Source organism: Leptospira kirschneri serovar Cynopteri str. 3522 CT (assembly GCF_000243695.2).
Taxonomy (GTDB): Bacteria; Spirochaetota; Leptospiria; order Leptospirales; family Leptospiraceae; genus Leptospira; species Leptospira kirschneri.
Genome location: NZ_AHMN02000008.1, coordinates 277,195 through 297,483 on the forward strand (window position 1 = coordinate 277,195; position 20,289 = coordinate 297,483).

17 protein-coding genes and 1 pseudogene are annotated in these 20,289 nt (G+C 33.7%); 3 read left to right on the forward strand and 15 right to left on the reverse strand.

The window, feature by feature from the left end; translation table 11 throughout:
* Positions 1–96 precede the first annotated feature (96 nt).
* From LEP1GSC049_RS214700 to LEP1GSC049_RS2000000229070, 7 genes are all read right to left on the reverse strand, one after another.
* Positions 97–1,218: a sensor histidine kinase gene (locus LEP1GSC049_RS214700; protein ID WP_004759037.1), complete on the reverse strand. Its 1,122-nt coding sequence runs from the start codon at positions 1,216–1,218 to the stop codon at positions 97–99.
* A gap of 406 nt (positions 1,219–1,624) precedes the next feature.
* Entirely contained in the window at positions 1,625–2,734 is a 1,110-nt protein-coding gene (locus LEP1GSC049_RS214695; RefSeq protein WP_004750595.1) for a sensor histidine kinase, read from the reverse strand.
* A gap of 518 nt (positions 2,735–3,252) precedes the next feature.
* A complete protein-coding gene (locus LEP1GSC049_RS214690) occupies positions 3,253–4,398 on the reverse strand; it encodes a DUF445 family protein (RefSeq protein WP_004759108.1) in 1,146 nt (381 codons plus the stop codon).
* A complete protein-coding gene (locus tag LEP1GSC049_RS214685; RefSeq protein WP_016560820.1) occupies positions 4,395–6,686 on the reverse strand; it encodes a hypothetical protein in 2,292 nt (763 codons plus the stop codon). Before LEP1GSC049_RS214685 ends, LEP1GSC049_RS214690 begins: the two co-directional genes overlap by 4 nt.
* 80 nt (positions 6,687–6,766) lie before the next feature.
* Positions 6,767–6,901 (reverse strand): hypothetical protein, encoded by a 135-nt coding sequence (locus LEP1GSC049_RS2000000228955; RefSeq protein ID WP_004750287.1) that lies wholly within the window; start codon positions 6,899–6,901, stop codon positions 6,767–6,769.
* A gap of 746 nt (positions 6,902–7,647) precedes the next feature.
* Entirely contained in the window at positions 7,648–8,070 is a 423-nt protein-coding gene (locus LEP1GSC049_RS214680; RefSeq protein WP_004750642.1) for an LA_2478/LA_2722/LA_4182 family protein, read from the reverse strand.
* A 261-nt stretch (positions 8,071–8,331) separates the two neighbouring features.
* Positions 8,332–8,502: a hypothetical protein gene (locus tag LEP1GSC049_RS2000000229070; protein ID WP_016560799.1), complete on the reverse strand. Its 171-nt coding sequence runs from the start codon at positions 8,500–8,502 to the stop codon at positions 8,332–8,334.
* A gap of 557 nt (positions 8,503–9,059) precedes the next feature.
* Here LEP1GSC049_RS2000000229070 and LEP1GSC049_RS214675 point away from each other — a divergent pair.
* On the forward strand, positions 9,060–9,329 hold the full coding sequence (locus LEP1GSC049_RS214675) for a hypothetical protein (protein ID WP_016560797.1): 270 nt from the start codon (positions 9,060–9,062) through the stop codon (positions 9,327–9,329).
* Positions 9,330–9,763: 434 nt separating this feature from the next.
* Here the strand turns inward: LEP1GSC049_RS214675 and LEP1GSC049_RS214670 are convergent, their stop codons facing one another.
* Positions 9,764–10,675, reverse strand: coding sequence for an NAD(P)H-dependent flavin oxidoreductase (locus LEP1GSC049_RS214670; protein WP_004759009.1), 912 nt, complete (start codon positions 10,673–10,675; stop codon positions 9,764–9,766).
* 83 nt (positions 10,676–10,758) lie between these two features.
* Here LEP1GSC049_RS214670 and LEP1GSC049_RS214665 point away from each other — a divergent pair, with 83 nt between their 5' ends.
* Both LEP1GSC049_RS214665 and LEP1GSC049_RS214660 read left to right on the forward strand, forming a co-directional pair.
* Positions 10,759–11,061 (forward strand): putative quinol monooxygenase, encoded by a 303-nt coding sequence (locus tag LEP1GSC049_RS214665; RefSeq protein WP_004750382.1) that lies wholly within the window; start codon positions 10,759–10,761, stop codon positions 11,059–11,061.
* Between the two features lie 651 nt (positions 11,062–11,712).
* Positions 11,713–12,132 (forward strand): Rrf2 family transcriptional regulator, encoded by a 420-nt coding sequence (locus tag LEP1GSC049_RS214660; RefSeq protein ID WP_004759063.1) that lies wholly within the window; start codon positions 11,713–11,715, stop codon positions 12,130–12,132.
* 742 nt (positions 12,133–12,874) lie between these two features.
* On the opposite strand, the pseudogene LEP1GSC049_RS2000000226335 reads toward LEP1GSC049_RS214660, so the two are convergent.
* The 7 genes and pseudogenes from LEP1GSC049_RS2000000226335 to LEP1GSC049_RS214630 form a co-directional block, all read right to left on the reverse strand.
* Positions 12,875–13,034 (reverse strand): annotated as a pseudogene (locus LEP1GSC049_RS2000000226335) (IS5/IS1182 family transposase); the annotation flags it as partial.
* A 232-nt stretch (positions 13,035–13,266) separates the two neighbouring features.
* Positions 13,267–13,764, reverse strand: a complete 498-nt coding sequence (locus tag LEP1GSC049_RS214655; protein WP_004750411.1) for a DUF1493 family protein — start codon at positions 13,762–13,764, stop codon at positions 13,267–13,269.
* Between the two features lie 155 nt (positions 13,765–13,919).
* Complete coding sequence (locus LEP1GSC049_RS214650; protein WP_004759092.1) at positions 13,920–14,297, reverse strand: iron chaperone; 378 nt, start codon at positions 14,295–14,297, stop codon at positions 13,920–13,922.
* Positions 14,298–15,454: 1,157 nt separating this feature from the next.
* Positions 15,455–17,098 (reverse strand): peptide chain release factor 3, encoded by a 1,644-nt coding sequence (locus LEP1GSC049_RS214645; RefSeq protein ID WP_004763509.1) that lies wholly within the window; start codon positions 17,096–17,098, stop codon positions 15,455–15,457.
* A 342-nt stretch (positions 17,099–17,440) separates the two neighbouring features.
* On the reverse strand, positions 17,441–17,941 hold the full coding sequence (locus LEP1GSC049_RS214640; protein ID WP_004777049.1) for an acyl-CoA carboxylase biotin carboxyl carrier protein subunit: 501 nt from the start codon (positions 17,939–17,941) through the stop codon (positions 17,441–17,443).
* Entirely contained in the window at positions 17,938–19,401 is a 1,464-nt protein-coding gene (locus tag LEP1GSC049_RS214635) for an acetyl-CoA carboxylase biotin carboxylase subunit (RefSeq protein WP_004760908.1), read from the reverse strand. Before LEP1GSC049_RS214635 ends, LEP1GSC049_RS214640 begins: the two co-directional genes overlap by 4 nt.
* Entirely contained in the window at positions 19,398–20,195 is a 798-nt protein-coding gene (locus tag LEP1GSC049_RS214630; protein WP_016748829.1) for a lysophospholipid acyltransferase family protein, read from the reverse strand. The genes LEP1GSC049_RS214635 and LEP1GSC049_RS214630 overlap by 4 nt, the downstream gene beginning before the upstream one ends.
* Between the last annotated feature and the right edge of the window lie 94 nt (positions 20,196–20,289).

Here is a 20,289-nt window from a genome sequence, read left to right on the forward strand (position 1 = left end):
GAAATGGTCAATTAAAGCAGTTTTGTTAATCACTACTACGGAATTTTCAACAACTCTAATATCTATTTTATTAGTTCGGTATAAAAAAGAACCACATCAAAATTCTAAAACGGCGACTAAACCACTGTCATTGAAAATTTTAAATTTTGCCCTGATTTGTTTGGAAAGTATGTGAACCAAAGTAAAACCAGTCGTTTTAGACTTTTGTAAATCAATTGGAGCGGATATTCCCACTCCGTTATCTTTAAGAGTTAATTTATAATTTTCCCCATTTTTAGAAAAATGAATTTCTATATTAGGGTCTTTAGATTCTTTAAACGCGTGTGTAAGCGAGTTATTTAAAAGTTCGTTAAAAATCATTGCACAAGGAATTGCCGTTTCAATTGGCAGATCGATTTTTTCCGCATAATTTAAAATGATTATGTTTGAAATATTATGTTTGTTTTTAAGATTCTCTATGATTCTTTCAATTACATTAGAAAATTCTATACTATGATAGTTATCGGATTTATACATATAGTTATGTACTTCTGACATTGCAAGAATCCGATTCTGAAATTCAAATAATACCTTTTGTGAATCCGACTTATCGTTTCTATGAAGATCCGCAAGTCCACTCAGTACTTGAAGATTATTCCTGACCCTATGATGGATTTCTTTGATCAATTCGTCTTTTTCTTTAATGTAAGAATTCAAAAGATTTACTGTCAAAAGCGCAATACTCGTAAAAAAGAAAAAACCCAAAACAGAATCTACGACAAAACTTATTTTTAACCCTCCCCTTTGAGAAAGTATATTTAAAAAATAAAATATTAATAAAAACGAATAAATGGAAATATAGATAGTAGTTCTAATAGTCGTAAAAAGCAGAAATATAATGACAAGAATCGGAAAACTATACAATGCATTCCCTTCCGGGTCGCCGAAAAGCAATCCTAAAGTAACTCCTACGACCACCGTAAACAAAGTAAGAATTAAAGCCTTTTTATATTGTCCGTACCAAACCAGCAACATCGATAAAAACGAAAAGGATATGAGCATTACAAAACTAGGAAGATAAGTTACTTCATTGAAAAAAAAACAAAATGTAATTCCTGGAAGAACAAAGGTTACAACGTTAAAAACAAATAAATATAAAGCCCTTATTCTTAAAATAAAAGGTTCTTGTGAGTAAATACGTTGAAATCTTTTTAAAATCATATTTTTCAAAAGAATCATAAATTTCGCCATTCAAAGAACAAATGCGATTGTAAACCCTATTGCATCGAATTTCAAGTGAAGGAACTACTTAAAAAAATATCATCACAATAATTCTCTTACGGTTTTGTTTCAAATGATACGAATCATTCGACTGTAATTTTAAAAAAAAATCGAAAATTAATTTCAAGATTGATAGAGTATCTTATAAATCGATTTATTTGTTTCTATTGAAATCGTGAAAAGATTACTTTACCAAATTATTGTCCAAAATTCTGCGTTAAACAGTGGATTTATTCTTAAGATCTAGGCCCACCTTACAACATTTATACAGAAACCATTTTTCAAGATTCGCTAAAACCAAATATATTGTAGCTTCCAAAAAAGAAATATCCGTAAGATTTTTGGGAAAATCTATAAACATCAATTAAAATTCTAAAACGGCGACCAAACCATGATCGTTAAAAATTTCAAAATTTGCATGAATCTGCCTAGAAAGTATCTGAATTAAAGTAAAACCTATTGTGTTCGAATTTTTCCAACTCGTCGGAATTGTCATTCCTGTCCCGTTGTCTTTGACTGCTAATTTATAGAGGGAAACGTTTTTAGAAAAATGAATTTCTATATTAGGATCTTTAGATTCTTTAAACGCATGAGTCAGTGAGTTATTTAGAAGTTCGTTAAAAATCATTGCACAAGGAATTGCCGTTTCAATTGGCAAATTTATTTTTTCGGAATAATTTAGAATGGTTATCTTAGAATCTTTATGTTTGTTTTTAAGATTCTCTATAATTTTTTCAATTACATTAGAAAATTCTATACTATGATAGTTATCGGATTTATACAAATAGTTATGCACTTCTGACATTGCAAGAATCCGATTCTGAAATTCAAATAACACCCTTTGTAAATCGGCCCCGTCTTTATTGTGAAGAATGGCAAGACCACTTAACACTTGAAGATTATTTCTAACCCTATGATGAATTTCTTTGATTAGTTCGTCTTTCTCTTTAATATAAGAATTTAAAAGGTTTACAGTTAAAAAAGAAAGGAGCGTAAAAAGAATAAAACCTATAATAGAATCTACTGCAAAAACGCTGTTTAACTTATCCATCGAATTGAGTCTGTAAAAAAACAATAGAATCAATATAAACGAAAATAAAGAAATATAAAGAGTAGTTCTAATATCAGTGAATAACAAAAACAAAATCACTAAAATAGAAAGACTCGATAAAGCGTTTCCGACAGGATTCCCAAAAAGTAAGGCCCATGCAAGCCCTGTAGCCACGGAAAATAAGGTTAGAAATAAAGCTTTTTTAAATTGTCCTATCCAAAGCAAAAATATCGATAAAAAAGAAGCAATTATAAAAAGTATAAAACTAGGTCGGTAAGTAGGTTCTTTCTCATTGAAAAAAAATGTAAACGATAAACTCGCAAACATAAAAACAACTACATTAAAAAGAAGTAAATAGAGAGCCCTTACCCTTAAGATAAAAGATTCTTGCGCATAAATACGTTTGAATTTTTCAAAAACCATACTCTCTAAAAAAGATCCTTTCTAAATTACTCTATTAAAAAATTCATTTATAATTTTAAGATAGTAAATCCTATTAAACAGCATTTTAAATTCGACAAAACTTTTTGTATTTTTGTTTCAAAATCAGATCCTCTGAAATATTAAAATCCTGAAACTTTGCATTTGGACTTTGTTAACCGTTTAAGTCGACTCAACAATAAATAGAGAAAAAATTTACGTCTTATTTAACGCTCAATAGATTAAATTAAGCTAATAATTTACGTTTCAGGAGATAAGAGAAATACTTCTAATTTTGATATTCTACTCAAGAAAAATTATCAATCAGAAACACTTTTTAACTTTTTGAATATTTTCCAAACTCTTTCAAAATCACTTTGTTCAAAGTAAAAAAATAAGATACTACACTCTTCCTATTTACTTAGTCCAAAGCCTATAAATCCACTCTCTTGTAACACTCCACCTAACTTTAATGCGTAACTTTTCTAAAATGATAAATATAAAAATCAGAATTTCAACTCTTAAAAAAAGAATCTTATAAGTCCAGTGATACATCCCAAAAAAAATCCTAATATACTTCCGTTAATCCGGATCGTTTCTAAAACGTTTCTAGTTTTCCATTCTAAATTTTTTCTAAGATCCTTGGGCTCCAGACTTTGAAGCCTAACCGTAATTTGTCTTCCGATATAACCCGAAACGTTTTCGTCTATACGTTTTTCTACAAACTCCAGTACGGAACGAAGAGGCGCGTATTCCTGTAAGGTTTTCACTTCTCCGATTTCCTTAAGATGAGTTTGAATGAGCGCTGACAAAAGTCGGCTAGACTGGTCTTTTAAAAATCCCATCAAAGATCGAACTGCCTTTTCTCTTTGATCCAAATGTAATTCGTTCCAAGAGGATATGTAAGTTTCCGAAGAAGCAGCCATAAGACTGACCAATTTTTCGATCGTTTTTTCGTCCTTGGATTCTATCTCCAAACCTTGTTTTACGTGATTTCCGTATTCCTTTAATTTTTTTGGAAAGTCTACGACTAGGTTCAATACTACCTGAGCTACTAAATTCATTTTTCCTAATATTTCTTGAAGCAGAGATTTAAACTCTTCCGTATCTGCAACTTTTATCATGGACTCTCCGATCAAAAGTTTAATCGTATCCATAATTTCTTTTTGCCGATTTAACTCTTTTAATAATGCGACGTCGGTTCCGGAAAATTGATAGCGAACCAAGTATTGAACGATTTCTTCCTCCACTTTGGAGAAAAGTCCGTTTAATATCTCTTTTGTTTTTTCCTCATTTCCGAAAGTTTCCAGTAAAACTTCGTGAACTTCGTTTCGAGTATAAGGATCTTCTAATACCATTCTAATTCTGGAGCGGATCACTTCGTGATGTAGAAGATCGTTAGCCACCCAATTTCCGATTTCGACTGAAAGTTTGGAACCGTCCTCTTCAATCGCTTTATAAGTTTTCCATACGGCAAACCAATCACAAAATCCTCCGATCAAACCTCCTTCCAAAGCGGAAAGTATAATTTTTACAATCGGAGTTTCTGGATTTCCTAAAAACAGAATAAAAAGTATCGCCGCAGAAAATCCTATCAAAATAGAATTAGAAAGAGTTTGTCTTTTTCTAAAAGGAGTTTTTCGTAAATCTTTTGTAAAGAACGTCAATTAGATATTTTCCTGCGTGTTAAAAATGTGGCTCCAAAAAAAGCAAGAGGAAGCAAAAGTTGAACAAAGGTAATTAAATATGTTCGAATATCATAAAATATGAATTCATTTTTTCTTTCTTTAGAACAAAAATAAAATTGATCTTCCAAGGTTCGATAGACTTTTTCTCCTGATACAAGTTTCCAAAGAGGGAAAAAGCCAGAACGAACGAGTGTAGGAAAACATGCCTCCGATTGTTTTTCTTTCGGAATTTCCCATTTGATTTCGGAATCGCTCCAAGTAACCGGCCAAATTTCTGTAGGCAAATCAACTAACTCCGTTTTAGTCCGAGTTTTATTTTGAAAATTTTCCTTCTCTTTGATCTTTTCTTTAAAACAAGAAGATACTTCGCAAAAGTCCGAAAACGAATTTTCATCCGATTTAAATTCTTCTTTGGAAACAGGAATCAAAGTGAGATTTTGTTCGAACTTTAAATCCAAGGCGGATTTTAATTTAAACTTTTGAAATGAAAAATCTTCTTTTAAAATCGCAATCGGTTTTTTAGGAAGTAGCTCCATAAAAGATCGAGAAGAATTCAATTTCCATAAAATCCACTTTCCTTTTTGATCGATCTTAGAAAAAAATTTCGGAGACACAATCGCCAATTGATTCAAAGAATCCGAACCGAGCAATACGTAGGAAACCCCTCTTTCGGAAAGTAATTTAAAAAATAATTCTGAAAGTTTTTCTTTTTCAGGAGCAGGATTTATTTGTTTCTCTTCTTTGTTTAAAAAAGGTTTTGTTCCCTGTTCCGGAAATAACCTAAAGATTTCTTCAACCGAAGAAGGAAACGATTTCTCAAAACGATTTCTCAAAACGATATTTCGTCTAACGGATTGACGAATCAGTACAGAAGCCCAACGGGAATCTTTTTCTTCTAATATTTCTTCGGATGCAATCAATGCCCCATAAGAAGTTTTTTCAAAAACATGGGTCCACTCTTTTTTCTGTTCCCAGATCGCAGAAGGATTTTCTGTAAAAGTTTCGATCCCAGTAGCCGGACCCGGGATCGTTACGATAAATCGATACAATCCCAATATGAATAAAACCAAACCGCCCCATAATTTCCATTTTCCGGGCGGAAGATTTTTTAAAAAGAATCTGGCGGTTACAAGAGAAGAAAGAGTCAGAAAAACCAAAGATACGTTCAAGGCCGTATGCCACTTTGCATGTAGCCAAGGAAAAATCATAGATAAAGAAGAATCTGTAGCCATCCAATAAAAAAATAGGGCTCCAAATATTAGAAATCTGGAAATCGGAGGTAATAGTTTTCTGATAAACAACAATCGGATTCCGATTACAAATAAAATCGGAAACAATAGATGAATCCAATATTGATCCATCAAAATCTGTTTGATTAGGTCTAAAACCTTCTCTGGTCTTGCAACTGAATTTGAAAATTCTTCTCCTAAAAGAGATAAAAGTCCGTTGATTGGAAAAGAAACGGGAGGATTTTGCTGAAACGAAACATACGCAAAATAATTCCATAATATAGGAAAGGCAAAAAAAAGAGGAAATAAAAAAATCAATAAGATCTCAAGATTTTCAAATTCGTCTTTGTAAAAAAGAAAATAAATTCCCAACGCTATTAAATAGAACAAAGAAGTTTCGTAGTGTGTATAAAATACGAGAGTTCCAGTGATCAGATTCTTAAAGAAGGAAGAAACTTTTCCGGTATAACGAAATTTCTCCAGATAATAAATTGCAAGTAACGCGATCGCAAGTCCTACCGAAAACGAAATTGAGTTTTGAAAAACTCCTACAATTCCCGCACCTACAACACGATCTCCCGGATATAAAAAATAAAACATAAGCCCGGTCATAGTAAGTAAGGTATTTCCTGGACTGAGGTTCGTTTCCGTAAGAAATAAAAATCCTAATTTTAAAAACGCATATGAAAATAAAAACAGTCCGAGCAAAATTCCTAAATTAAAAGAAACTTCCAAGGGAAGAAAAAATAAAATAAACGTGTGAAGAAAAGAAACCAAAAAAAAGAAAAAGGGAGCTTGGAAGTAAAACGTGGGACTACCACCTTGTAAGGAACGATCGTATCCAGAAGAAAGAAAATTCTTAAATAAAATCTGATAATCCTGAGCAATTAGATATTGATTTTGTAAGGATACGGAATCGGGTATTTGATCCGAAAATAAAAATCGAAATTGTACGGATAAAAATAAAAAGACTAAAAAAAATACAAGAGGTTTTCTTGCCGCGTGAGGAATTTTCCATTTCCTCTGTATGATTTGCATGGGATGATTCTTACGAAACCCGATTTCCTGACAAGCAAAACGGGTGTTCTCGATCCCCTTTCAATTCTGCTCAAGAGAAATTATTCTTCTCTTACATTCTCCTGAACGTATTTTTCAAAGTCGTCCTCGGACATAGTATCCGAATAAAGAGGATAAAAAGCGTCTATCAATTCTTCCATTGTTTGGAATTTCGCTCCGTCCATTTTGTAAGACATACCGGACTCCTTTGGGACTTCAGATTTTTAGCATCAATCAAAATATGATCTTTTGAATACACATCAGTTTGTATAAGTCTTAAACTTAAAATCCATTTTCATTTTTGAAATTAGTCGTGCTTGTCCCTTTTAAAATTAGTTTATACTTCATCCAAAAACATTCTCTGTTTCTATATTCTCAATCGATTTTGGTTGATTTTTGAAATTTTTGGATAAGCTAAAGTTGAAACATTCGACGAATCGAATCGTTTCTTTTTACAATTTTTTTTAGTATTTATTTCCTTTACAAGATCTCAAAAATAATAGAATTCATTTTATTTTCGTAAAAAAAAACGATTTTGAAATCGATCTTCTTTGAAAAATTCCGGTTTAGTTTTTATTTCCCAGTTATTGAGTTTTTTCAAGACCAAAGTTTTTTAAAAATTTCTCGTATTCACTTTTTTCAAAAATATAATTTTTTTATAAACATAACAATAGAATTGTTGAAAGTTCAAAATTGACAAAACTGCTTCAATCGATCGTTTCCATGTGATAGAAACAGATGAAGAATTTATTTTTCAACAACTCTAATATTTAAAACGATAAAAATCTATAAGAGTTTTATTTTAAATTTATGATCTTTCAACTAACATAGATTACTTATATAAACCTGGATTATAGAAAATTTTCATTTAATGTTGAATTAGACACTTGATCCTATAATTCTAAGTTGTAGAAACAGGTACAATTTCTTAAGATAAAAATTTTTATTTTGTTAAAGAAGGAATGGAAATCGTTTCTAAAAACGTATTGTATTCCGCACATTCCGGAATTTGATATGTTACGATAGAACCACAATCCGCACGTTTCACACTTTTAATACAAAGTTCTGCTTCTAATTTCAGATTATCGCTGAGCTTTTTTAAAACGATCGGCTCGGACTTATCGTAGTCGTAATTAAAATCGCTGTAACACTGAACGTTGTCTGGATACGTGAGAGCCGCTTCTTTTCTGAGTTTTCCTTCTAAAGAAGCAAGATAAGGTTCTTTACAACGATTCATTTGAGTGCAATACGCCTCTGCGACCCTTTTATAAGTTTCTTCGGATGGAGGAGAATTTTTTTTTCCGCACTGAATCGCAAGAAATCCTACGAGTATAAATCCGAATATTCGCTTTAAAATGTCGCACATATAGAAAAGAGTAGATACGGAACACTCTTTGGCAAGTTTTTTCCTAACTTTGATTTAGAATTGAAACCTATATTTAAAATCTAAAAAAACTTAATTTTCGAATTCGTTTTAAATCGAAATTCCAAAAAGTTTCGCTCTATTTTCCAGAAAAATCTTTCTTTTGATCTTTCCAGAAAGAGAAGTATTGAATAGAAAATGACTAAGCGAGTATGGTATAATCTGATCCAAAATGAATTCTATCTGAATAACGTTCTAAAATTTCTAAATAACAATCCGTATTTTCCCCTGTAGCCAAAAGTCCACAAAAACCATCGTGGTATCCATACTAAGTTCTGGATAAATTTCAAGTAATTCCGCGCCCATTACCTTCAATTTCGGATAACGTTCTATAAAAGATCTAATATTTGTATAAGGTCCCCGGAAGAGGTGCATCGCCAGAATGAATGACAATAGGAATTTCTTTTTTTTCGAGATAATAAAAAGTCTCCGAAAGATCAGGTCTAGTCAAATCCAACCGGCCAGTATAGTTTAAAACCACGAATCTTCTACGGCCCTTTTTGTATAATCCAAACAATCTTCTTACGGAAAAAAAGTTCCGAACAAGATCGCTCCTTTTGTTTTCGTATGAGTTTTATATACCCATCGATTTAGACCTTTCCAAAGAAAGGAGAAGTTTCATTAGAATTTTATTACTGATCTCTATAAAATTGAGTACCGTTAATTCTATCACAAAACACTGATTCCATGCAAAATATTAGGTACTTTATTATATAGTTATGAGTAGAAGACAATTAAATGATGGCAACAGGGTAACATTCGATCAGTTTACTTACTTTAAAATTCGAGTCAATCGATTGTCTCTTTTTTACTTGACCAATCGATTTCAAAAGTTTCAATGAGCGAAATTTTTCAGAATAGTTTTTTAATATTTTGAATCTTAACTTTATTTAATCTTAAAAGTTTTTTGGAAACAGGACAGGAACAAATTTATGTATCTAATATTATCAACAGTTAAAATCGGTGCCGTTTTATTTTGGATCGTTTTTAGCGCTCTTCTATTTGGTTTCATTTCGGTAGAATCTCATCTTAGTTTTCTAATCAAAGCAGTGGGTTACGGAACCTTGGCTGTACATCTTTTAGAAATTGTATATTTCTGGTTTCTCTTACGGAAGAAATCAAACAATATATTTTTAGATTGTATTCAAATTCTAATATTCGGAGTTTTTCATATGATTTCCCTCAGAAACAAACGCGCTTAAATGATACTTTTGAAAAGTTTTCCTTCTCTAAACTTCTGATTCTTTTTTAGAGTTATTGAAAAAATCTATATCTACGATTCACAAAACGGTCTGATCGATTTGTTTTAAAGCCATACCATCTATCGTCTTTACTATTCAGACGCATAAAAATAATACGATTCTTAAGCCTATTTCAAAACTTAAAATGTAGGATCTCACACAAAAAAGCTAACGATTTCAAATTAGATATAATTTTTTGAGAATTTCTGAATCGTTGTAAAATCACCCATTCATTTTCTAATACTATTTTCATACGTCCGAATAGTAAATCTCCAACCAAATGTAGTAGTTCCACAAAACAGTCGTATTGAATGATTTATAGTTTTTTCTTGAAAGGCGGATTTGTCTTAAAATCGAGCGTTCTGGAATCAGTAAAATAGAACAATTCCAGAAAATTAACGAGGTAAACGATTTAGAATATCATAATATTCTTTTGCCATATCTAAAACAACTTCTCTAGCGGGAATCAATCCTTGAATCTGAGCAACACCGTGTCCGGCAGACCATATATCTTTCCATCGTTTGTATTCCTGATCCAAGTTTTGAGATTGTCCACTATGAGAAAGATCCCCCGCCTTTTCCACAGACTTCTTGAGCCAGTTAGCAGGAATTCCAGATATTTTTTCGGTATACACGATCTCTTCGGGACCAGATTCTATGAGCATTTTCTTATATTCTTCGGACGCCTGTGCTTCCGGAGTTGCAATTAGCCTGGTTCCTACGTAAACCGCATCCGCGTCTAACGAAAAAGCGGCCAACATCTGTGCTCCGCTAGAAATCGCCCCTGCCGCGATGATAGGTAAACCAGTTTCTTTCTTAAGATACGGATAAAGACTAAAAGGGGAAATATTTCCTGCGTGTCCGCCGGCGCCTTGTGCAACCGCAATCAAAGCGTCCGCTCCAGCCTTTGCAACTATATTCGCATGTTTTAAAGTTGTAACGTCACAAAACACCTTAGCGCCTACACTTTTGGCTTCGTTGACAACAGTACGAGGACTACCTAAACTAGTGATCAACAGTTCTACCTTAGCGTCCAATACTACTTGTAACTGCTTGGACCAATTTGGATTATGAGATTTATGAAGTATCAGATTGACTCCGATTGGTTTTTTGGTTTTAGAACGGATTTCCTGAAGACCGTCTTTGAGTTGCTCTATAGATCTATAATTGAGAGAAGGAAAACAACCAATTCCACCTGCTTCGGATACCGCCACAACCAAATCAGGATAAGAAACTAAAAACATAGGAGCTCCTATGATAGGTAAATCGATTCCGAGCATTTCTGTAATTCGAGTATTCAATTTCATTTTAAGGATTCTTCTGATTTCCATACGTTAACGCAAGTAGGATTTTTCTTCCCAACGATTCCATATTCAAAAATTCTGTTCCTATGATCGTGGTTGTATCCTCCTATAAAGTTTTAGAAGAAAAGATAGAAGAATTCAAAAAAATCAGTCAAGAAATGGCGAAAGAATCTATAGAATCCGAAGAAGGGGTTCTAAGATTGGACATACTTCAAGGCGACGGGGATCCAGGCAGATTTCTATTTATGGAAATATATAAAAATGAAACCGCGAGAAAACAACATTTAGAATCACCACAATTCATTTCCTGGAGAAGAGCGGTCCCAGAATGGTTCAGTCAAGGTAGTACTTCCATTTCATACATTCCAGTACATATCGACCTTAAATAAAGGCGCTGATTTAGAGTGAGCCTGCTTTCGACATCGACATACATGCGTTATTTTTAATCCTATATCCAAAACTGAATTTATAAAAACACTTCGTTGAGTTTATAATCTCTATAAAACGAATTTTCCATTGAACAAAAGTTGTTACTCATAACTATATAATAAAATACCTAATATTTTTACATAGAATCAGCGTTTTGTGATAGAATTAACGGTATTCAATTTTATAGAGATCAGTAAGATTTAGAAATTTGATTTTTAAGATGTTGATTTCAGATTCCATAGAAGCATTTTTTCTTTTTTAAAATAAAAGTATATTTAAATATTTTAAATTTATTAAATACTTTTGAAGTAAAAATATCCAAGCAAACAACTTCTTTTAATCAATATTTTGTGTCAAAACGTGATTTTACTACTAAAATTCACGTTACTCGATTTTATATTATAGAGATGAATAGTAGGATGAAAATTAATCCAGAGATTTTTAATTTTAAACTCATCATTCTCAATTCAGAATTGATCTCTAAATAAACCAATTTCATTCCAAAAAAAATCCAAACCAAAAATCCTTAAAAACATCTTTAACTGGAGCAATAGCTTTGACTTGACACGAACACTCGTTTTCTATATTCTGTAACTGGATGTCTTACAGATATGACAAGTCGATTTACCGTTGCAATCCACATACTTTCCCTACTCTCTTTAGGAGAAGGTAAAACTAAAACTTCCGAAGAGCTTGCGGAAAGTGTGAACACAAATCCAGTTGTGATCCGCAAAATTCTATCACTTTTAAAAAATCAAGGAATCGTACGAAATCAAATGGGACCAAACGGCGGTTACATTCTTGCAAAAACTCCGGCGTCCATCAATCTGAAAGAAATCTATGAAGCGATCGACGAAAAGATCTTTCAGATGCATTCTAAATCTCCAAATAAGAAATGTATCTGTGGTCACGCGATCCAACCGATCCTTTCTAAAGTGTATGAAAAAGCACAAAAAGTTTTAGAAGAAGAATTAGGCTCCACGGATCTAGAATCAATTACAAAAGAAATTCTTAATTTTTCCAAAAAATAAAAATAGAAGTCATAAACTTTTATTTCTTTAGAACGGATTCAGTAGGTTGTTAAAAAATTCCATAATGAAGATTAACAAACCCATTTCAATAAAACAGAAGCAGATAAAAAATTTATTAGAGTGGTTGAAAAATTCCATAGTGAAGATTCGTAAAATTGCTTCAATTGTCCATTTCAATCCAATACAAACAGATCAAGAATTAATTTTTTAACAACTCTATTTTTAACAAATCGAATATAAAAACGGATTGGACTACGTTCGAGACAAATCATTTAAAAGATATATGATAATATTATATTATTCTAAATTAAATTTTATTTAGAAACCGAGTGGTTGAACTCATAAAGATACTTCGAAAAACATTTTGATTTGTTAAAAAAGGACATTTTTATGGGAGCCCTTACTTAAATTCAGACCGAGTCTTTGAAATTTTAAGACGTCCGCATAGGACGAAGATCTACAATCTTTTCCATCTGATTGATAGCATCCACCGTCATACCATAACCTTACCCACAAGTTGAATAGGATTTTAGAATAAGAAGGCTCAAAAACGCACATTTTTCAAGTGTTCCGACAAGAATGAGTCTTTTTACTTGCAAAAAGCATGTTTTTCTGATAGAGAAAAGTCTTCCGAATTTCTCCACCTCCGCCCCCACCCAAAAATAAGGGCGGGAACTCAGTTTTACAGAGGATTTGTCGTAATTCCCACAAGATTTAATATTGAAATCTAAATACTTGTGGGTAAGGTTATGCCGTCATACGGATTGCCATGCAAGGCTTGAACTCCAACAATCCAATTAGACTTACTGGTAATAACTAAACTCATACCTCTTATGAGATTTATCTTTAGAAATACATTCTTCCACTTCCGGAGCATGGACGTTGTAGATTTTATTTTTGCTATTTTTACTTTGTGTTAACGCGAGTTCGGTATAAGAAATCTGTTTTCTAAAATTTCGTTTTATCGTGAAAAATGGATGTGGGAACTCTTACAAAACCTTAAAATTGCCGTAAATACTAAAATGTGGGAACTACCACTTTTAGAAAATTCTTTCTCATTTTCTAATATCGAGCTCACGTTTGTGTTAAGATTCGTTCGGCGATTTCCAAAAGGATTTAAGTCCTTCATTAGAATCAGTATCTTTTTTTAAATCGGTTCCAATATTGAATCTGCCAATTTTGAATCTCTTTTTCGATCGGAATTGAATACGAAATCAACGTATTATCCCACTTTCCATAATAGACGGCCAGAATCAGATTTTCTATTTGAAAGTCTTTTTGATTATTTTCGAAAAAGCGAAAGTGAGAAAAATTGAAGTTTATCAAAACCCTCGAAATTGTTTTCATTAAATTAAAAATCAAACGAACTAAAAAAATAAAAAATCCTACAATAGAAAATCCTTCTCCGCCAAAATATTCTTTAAAATTCAAAGAAGACCAATCGACTTGAAAATATCGGTTTATATCCTGTAACAAATCATCCACATCGTCTCCGGATATTCCGAGATCATTGACAATACAAGTTTTCAGTGAAAGTTTATCTAAATCTTTTCCAGTATGCCTAACGATACATATAAAAATCTTTTTAGATATGCGTAAAATATCAATTTTTTCTTGATTACTTAAATTCATAAACAAACTTTCGTCCATTCTAAAATCACGTTTATAGTTCTCCTACCTATATAGTAAAGCTCTTAGTTCTTTGCACTAAAAATTTATGGTATTCAATTTCATAAGAAATATATAATACACAACCTTCAGCGTTTGCAAAAGATTTTATAACAAATTCAAGACTTACTTTTTTTAGTTTGTGTATTTTCTTTTATGCGGTATTTAACAATTTTTGCAATTAATCTTAAAGGAAGAGGTTGATCCATTGGAAATTGAACCGTTCCTTTAGAGGTTTTATATTCATTCAATTCCGATTGAAACTTCTTAATTCCACTCGAAGTAGGATAAAATCCAATATGTTTTTTATAAGCTGCAAAATAAACTAAGTTACCATTTAAAGCAAAGACCGGCATTTGATAACTAATTTTCTCTTCAGCGTTAGGCGCCGCTTTCCTAATTGTGGAACGTAGTTTCCTTAATTTGTCTTGTACATCTTCCGGAAAGAGATTTATGTATTCATCTATATTCTTAAAGTTTAATTTTTTTGATTTCATAATCAGGGTCCATAAAACGAATTATTCGTAAATAGAAAGACCGGTTCAATCTATTTTTAAATCGGAAATTTGTTAAGACAAATCTTTATTGAAACTATGTAATAGAGTTGTTAAAAAACCTCATAGTGGAAATTAGCGAAACCATTTCAATACAACGGAAACAGACGGAGAGTTTATTTTTCAATAAATCAAATTCAGAATCGTAGCCAACGCAGACTATACCTACAAGAGTTCTTTACGTTAAAATCAATTCTTTCTAAAATTGTGGGAACTACTGCAAATCAAGATTTTATAAATAAGTTTGGAAATGTGAGAACTCATACTTTTTTAGAATTCATCCGCAAAATATACTCACACATTTCCAAAAAAGCCTTTTCTAATACTCTTGTTCCAAATTCAGGCCACCCAACAAAATGCAGTGTTCCCACATTGTAGAGACATAACGTGCAAATCCGAATGATCCCTCAGTTTAATGGATAAAACGATGAGAAACCCTCTAAATGAATTTTTTTATTTTATGATAATCACCAAACAACGATTTTATGCAGAAATTCGACTTTTAGATTATTATCTTGAGTTTTACAAAGATTTCCATAGAATTTAATCTTTCTACTTTTATGAAAAATCTTTCTTTACTTGACTGGATTTTATTTAATTAGAATCTTTTTAGAAATTCTAAAAAAATAGGCGAAGAAACCTGTAAGAGTTACTTCGCCTCAAAGACATCTGGTGCAAATACAATTTTTATGACTCCGAAAAGATTCGGATTCTTACTTCATTAATTTTTTTTTACTTCAGATTTCACATTGAAATCTTGAAAAAAATATCACAGGTTTTGTATAGATAACGCAAATTCGTCGTAAATAAATCCTACGATTTATTTTTTTGAAAAAAGTTACAATCTGAACTTTACAGATCGATTCCTCAAATGTGGGAACTACTACAATTTGAAAAATAGAAGCTTATAATAATTAAACCTGTCGTATTCTTCAAATGTGGGAACTACTACAAAACTTAGGTTTGTTCGTAAAATGATGTAGGAACCTATTGCAAACCACGATTTTACGAACAAATTCTAAAATTGTAGGAACTACTTTTAGAAAATATTCTTAAGCAGAACTCACACTTTTTTAAGATTCCAGAATATTCCTTATTGCTTAAGGACCTGGCGGATAATCCAACAGCGTAATTTCTGGATTCTTTTTTTGAAAATATCCCTTGTCCCATTCGGTATCAAAAAGAAGAGCCGCCCTTCCGCCTCGATCTGTCACAAGATTTGCAGAAGAAGGAACCTTCCCCAAATCCTCCTGACCGATCCAACAGGAAATCACATAAGGTAAAATCGTGATCGTAGAAGGGGCGTTGTATTCATCTAAAAGTCTTCTTCTAAAAACTTCAAACTGAAGTTGTCCCATCGCGCCTATGATAGGCAAACCTCCCCCGATCGTCTGAGAAGAAAACAAATGCAAAATTCCTTCCTCCGCTAATTGATCAATACCTTTCCGAAAACTTTTCATACTTGAAGTGTCAGAAGAAGAAATCGTAGCAAAAAGCTCAGGTGCAAATACCGGAAGAGATTTTAAATCCGGAACTTTAGAAGAAGCTACAATATCTCCGATCGCATACGTTCCAGGATTTACAAGACCGATAATATCTCCTGGATAAGCTTCGTCTACGGTGTTTCTATCTTGGCCAAAAAACGCAAAAGAAGATGAAAGTTTCACAGATTTTCCAAGCCTTCCGTGAAGCACGTTAAGCCCTCTTTCAAATTTACCAGACGTTACGCGTAAAAATGCAATTCGATCTCTATGTTGCCGATTCATATTTGCTTGGACCTTAAAGATAAATCCGCTGAAAGGTGTCCGAATCGGATCTAATCTAGATCCGTCTTTTAAAGGAAAGAACAAAGGCGGAGGAGCGATCTTGATAAACTCGTCTAAAAATAATTGAATCCCGAAATTGTTCACGGCAGAACCGAAAAAAACGGGAGTGATTTTAGAATCTAAAAAATCTTCCTGACTGAATTCTGAGATTCCACCTTCTACGAGTTCTAATTCTTCTCGAAAAGTTTTGATCACCCAGTCTTCAAATCTTGAATCCAGTTCGGGATCATTTACTCCCGAGGTTTGAAAAGAAGACTTCTGACTTCCTCCTGGAGTTTTATCGTATGTTAGAATTTTCTTATCCTTACGGGAATAAACTCCACTAAAATCCACTCCAGTTCCGATCGGCCATACCATCGGCACGGCAGAAATTCCTAGGACCTTTTCGATTTCATCTAAAAGAGAAAAAAGATTTTTAGTTGGCCTATCCATTTTATTGATGAAGGTTACGATTGGAATTCCACGATCTCTACAAACCTTGAACAACTTAATCGTTTGAGGTTCGACTCCTTTACCTGCGTCTAACACCATCACTGCAGTATCCGCTGCGATTAATGTGCGATACGTATCTTCTGAAAAATCTTCGTGACCGGGAGTATCCAATAAATTAAGAACGTGCCCAGAATATTCAAACTGAAGCGCTGCAGAAGTGATAGAAATTCCTTTTTCTTTTTCCATCTCCATCCAATCGGAAGTGGCAGCTTTTCGATTTTTTCGGGCTTTTACCGCTCCGGCGAGTTGAATCGCACCTCCATACAAAAGAAGTTTTTCTGTAAGAGTGGTCTTTCCCGCATCAGGGTGAGCAATGATCGCGAAGGTTCTTCTTCTACGAGTTTCTTCTTCGATGGATCGATTTAATTTTTGTTCCACTGTATCGCTCACTATTTCTCCGCCCTTCCTTCCAGGTTTTTTTTGCAAAACCGACTGTCATCCACTAAACCGAATAGACATTGATCCCTACCAAATCAAGTATCATAAATTTCTATTGCAAAGTACTGAGACTTTATTCTATAGCTCCGAATAATAGAAAATTTGATCTAGTTATCTTGAGTTCGTCGTAAGAAAATTAGAAAGAATTTTTTATAAGTGTGAGTTCCTACATTTTTCAAAGTTGATCCCTAAGATTCAGATCTGTAGGAACTCTTACAAATCTTAAGTTATTAAGAGATTTTTAAACTATCAAACTTATGTAATAGTTCCCACAAATCTGGAAAAAATTAGGTCGGAACTCCGTTTAAAAAAAAATTACGATGATGAACGTCAGCCCAGATTCAATTTTAAAATCACATCGTCTTGAGAAACCATGTTACCTTCTTTGACTAAAACTTCCTCTACGATTCCATCTCCGGGAGAAAGCAAATTATTTTCCATTTTCATCGCTTCCACAATCGCAAGCACGGAACCTTTTTTAACCGTAGTTCCAACAGAAACCCCAATTCGAATCACCTTACCAGGCATAGGACTTTTGATCAGGCCGCCACTTCCTTCCTCCAAATGAATCTCTCGATTAGAAAGAAGTATCTTCGTATTCCAGCCTTTATGATGAATGAAAATTTGATTTCCTTTTCGAAGTATTCTCCAATGGTTTCCAGGTCCGGAAAAAAGCCCATTTCCTTCACTCTGAAAATTTCTAGAAATTCGGAAATCGTGTACAATTCCGCCTAACGTAATTGATACGGAAACGTCTCCGGGAGAACCGGAACGAACCCGAACCGGAATTTCCTCCTCCCTATGTCTAAATCGAAAGTTTTCTTCGATCACCAAAAACCTCCCGAACCAATCGCTTCCCAAATTCCTTGGGATTTTTTCTTTTCAGAAAGTGCAGCTGCCGCAAAGGAAAACGCATCTGCTTGAACTTCCTTTTCAGGAGTAAATAAAATCGTTTGTTCTTCCAAAAAATGAGTATGAGTATTCCCTTTTTTAAATTCTTCATGAGAAAGAATTCCAGATAAATAAAACGTATTGGTTACAGGTCCGAAAATCACTGTCGAATCTATGGATTCCTTAAGACGTGTGATAGATTCTTCTCTAGTTTTTCCCCAAACAATCATCTTTGCGATCATAGGATCATAATAAACTGTGATCTCAGAACCAGTTTCTACCCCGGTATCCACACGTAAAAATTCACGATCCGGAAATTCAATATATTCTAATATACCCGTGGAAGGTAAAAAATTATTTTCAGGATCTTCTGCATAAATACGAGCTTCGATCGCATGTCCGTTTTGAATGATCGTTTTTCCTTTTGTGAGTTCGGAAAGTTTTTTGCCTTCCGCCACTCGGATCTGCCATTCTACAAGATCTTGTCCGGTAATATATTCCGTTACAGGATGTTCCACTTGAAGCCTTGTATTCATCTCTAGAAAATAAAACTTACCATCCCTTCCTAAAATAAATTCTACAGTTCCTGCTCCCACGTAACCGATAGACTGAGCCGCCTGGACCGCCACTTTACAAATTTCATCCCTAAGAGAATTTGGCAAATTTGGAGCAGGAGATTCTTCGATCACTTTTTGATGTCTTCTTTGGATCGAACATTCTCGTTCAAAGAGATGCATAACGTTTCCGTATTTATCTCCGAAAACTTGTACTTCGATATGCCTAGGAGTCTCTACGTATTTTTCCAAAAAAACGGTTCCGTCCCCAAAGGCTTTCTGCGCTTCCCTTTGTGCGGATTCAAGCGAAGAAAGGAATTCTTCCGGTTTATAAACCCGTTTCATCCCCTTTCCCCCTCCTCCCGCGGTCGCTTTAATCATCAAAGGATAGCCAATTTTTTCAGCTTCCTTTTGAAGTATTTTAGGATCTTGATCTTGTCCATTGTAACCTGGAACAACCGGAACTCCAGACGCTTCCATTTTAATCCTGGAATTGATCTTATCCCCCATAAGTTCCATCGATTCCGCATTAGGGCCTAAAAACAGTATATTCTCTTTTTCTAATGCTTTTGCAAATTCACTTTTTTCCGATAAAAATCCATAACCAGGGTGGACCGCATCCGCCTTTGTCTTTTTGATTGTTTCAAGAATATTAGAAATACTTAAATAAGAAGAGGAAGGACTAGATTCTCCTACATATACCGATTCGTCCGCAAATTTTACGTGCGGAGAATCCCTATCCGCATCCGAATAGATCGCAACGGTTTTGATTCCTAGTTTTTTACAAGTACGGATCACTCGAACCGCAATTTCTCCACGGTTCGCAATCAGTAATTTAGAAATCAAGATACGAGCACCGATTCTTTTTGAACTTCGGATGAAAGCATAGAATCAAGAGCTTTCTTTTCTCGATCCATAGTTTCGAAAATAAAATCTTTAAACTCTTCCCAAGAAGAATACTGCGTAGGATCGTAAATTCCCGCCTGCTTATAAGCTACGACAAATCCTTTTTCCAGTGTTTGATACCCGGTCAGTCCGGATTTCAACACGATCACCACTGGAATTTTATTTTCCCATGCAAGTTTGATCATTCCTTTTTGTAAGGGTTGAATTTCTTCCCGATAAGAGTTATGACCTTCCGGATATACTATAAAAGAAGTGGTATCCAAACCTTTCAGTACGTTTCTAACAGAAACCGCAATTGTTGCCGCCTTTGTAGTTTCAAAGACCTGTGAACCCATCGCCCTCATCCACCAATACGCGATCAGAGTTTTTTTAATCACTTGGTTGGCAAGGTAGGGTTTATTGATCACAAGACAATCGTAGGGAAAGTCTAACTCGTTCACATGATTTGAAAAAATCATGTGGCCTTTTGATGGAATCTGAAATTCTCCGATTTTGAAAAATCGGGTTTTAGTCATCCAAATAATAGAATCCGCCCAAACCGCAGATCCTTTTAAAAAAGAGGCGTTTTTTCTTTTCTGATTTCCTATGAGCGCGAAAAACAATCCAGCGATCAAACTTGGAAATGCGAAACTAAATACTAAAACGATTGTTATTAAATATGTTTTGAGTACAATTTTACGGTAGGATTTCGGAAAACGGCCCAAACGGCTTTCCATAAATTTCAACGGGTTCATCGAGGCTATCTTCCAAAAGAATCTTTTTTAGAAAAGCTAGTTTTAAGGAGAAAAAGTTTGGAATGCGGAACTCCCACTTTAGAATTCCACTGTA

What these genes read in the sequence shown, in the direction of transcription:
- LEP1GSC049_RS214655 (WP_004750411.1), bottom strand. Translation starts at nt 13,764, where the DNA reads ATGAATTTAAGTAATCAAGAAAAAATTGATATTTTACGCATATCTAAA.
- LEP1GSC049_RS214650 (WP_004759092.1), bottom strand. Translation starts at nt 14,297, where the DNA reads ATGAAATCAAAAAAATTAAACTTTAAGAATATAGATGAATACATAAAT.
- LEP1GSC049_RS214685 (WP_016560820.1), bottom strand. Translation starts at nt 6,686, where the DNA reads ATGCAAATCATACAGAGGAAATGGAAAATTCCTCACGCGGCAAGAAAA.
- LEP1GSC049_RS214670 (WP_004759009.1), bottom strand. Translation starts at nt 10,675, where the DNA reads ATGAAATTGAATACTCGAATTACAGAAATGCTCGGAATCGATTTACCT.
- LEP1GSC049_RS214630 (WP_016748829.1), bottom strand. Translation starts at nt 20,195, where the DNA reads ATGAACCCGTTGAAATTTATGGAAAGCCGTTTGGGCCGTTTTCCGAAA.
- LEP1GSC049_RS214660 (WP_004759063.1), top strand. Translation starts at nt 11,713, where the DNA reads ATGACAAGTCGATTTACCGTTGCAATCCACATACTTTCCCTACTCTCT.
- LEP1GSC049_RS214695 (WP_004750595.1), bottom strand. Translation starts at nt 2,734, where the DNA reads ATGGTTTTTGAAAAATTCAAACGTATTTATGCGCAAGAATCTTTTATC.
- LEP1GSC049_RS214700 (WP_004759037.1), bottom strand. Translation starts at nt 1,218, where the DNA reads ATGATTCTTTTGAAAAATATGATTTTAAAAAGATTTCAACGTATTTAC.
- LEP1GSC049_RS2000000229070 (WP_016560799.1), bottom strand. Translation starts at nt 8,502, where the DNA reads ATGCACCTCTTCCGGGGACCTTATACAAATATTAGATCTTTTATAGAA.
- LEP1GSC049_RS214675 (WP_016560797.1), top strand. Translation starts at nt 9,060, where the DNA reads ATGTATCTAATATTATCAACAGTTAAAATCGGTGCCGTTTTATTTTGG.
- LEP1GSC049_RS214680 (WP_004750642.1), bottom strand. Translation starts at nt 8,070, where the DNA reads ATGTGCGACATTTTAAAGCGAATATTCGGATTTATACTCGTAGGATTT.
- LEP1GSC049_RS2000000228955 (WP_004750287.1), bottom strand. Translation starts at nt 6,901, where the DNA reads ATGTCTTACAAAATGGACGGAGCGAAATTCCAAACAATGGAAGAATTG.
- LEP1GSC049_RS214665 (WP_004750382.1), top strand. Translation starts at nt 10,759, where the DNA reads ATGATCGTGGTTGTATCCTCCTATAAAGTTTTAGAAGAAAAGATAGAA.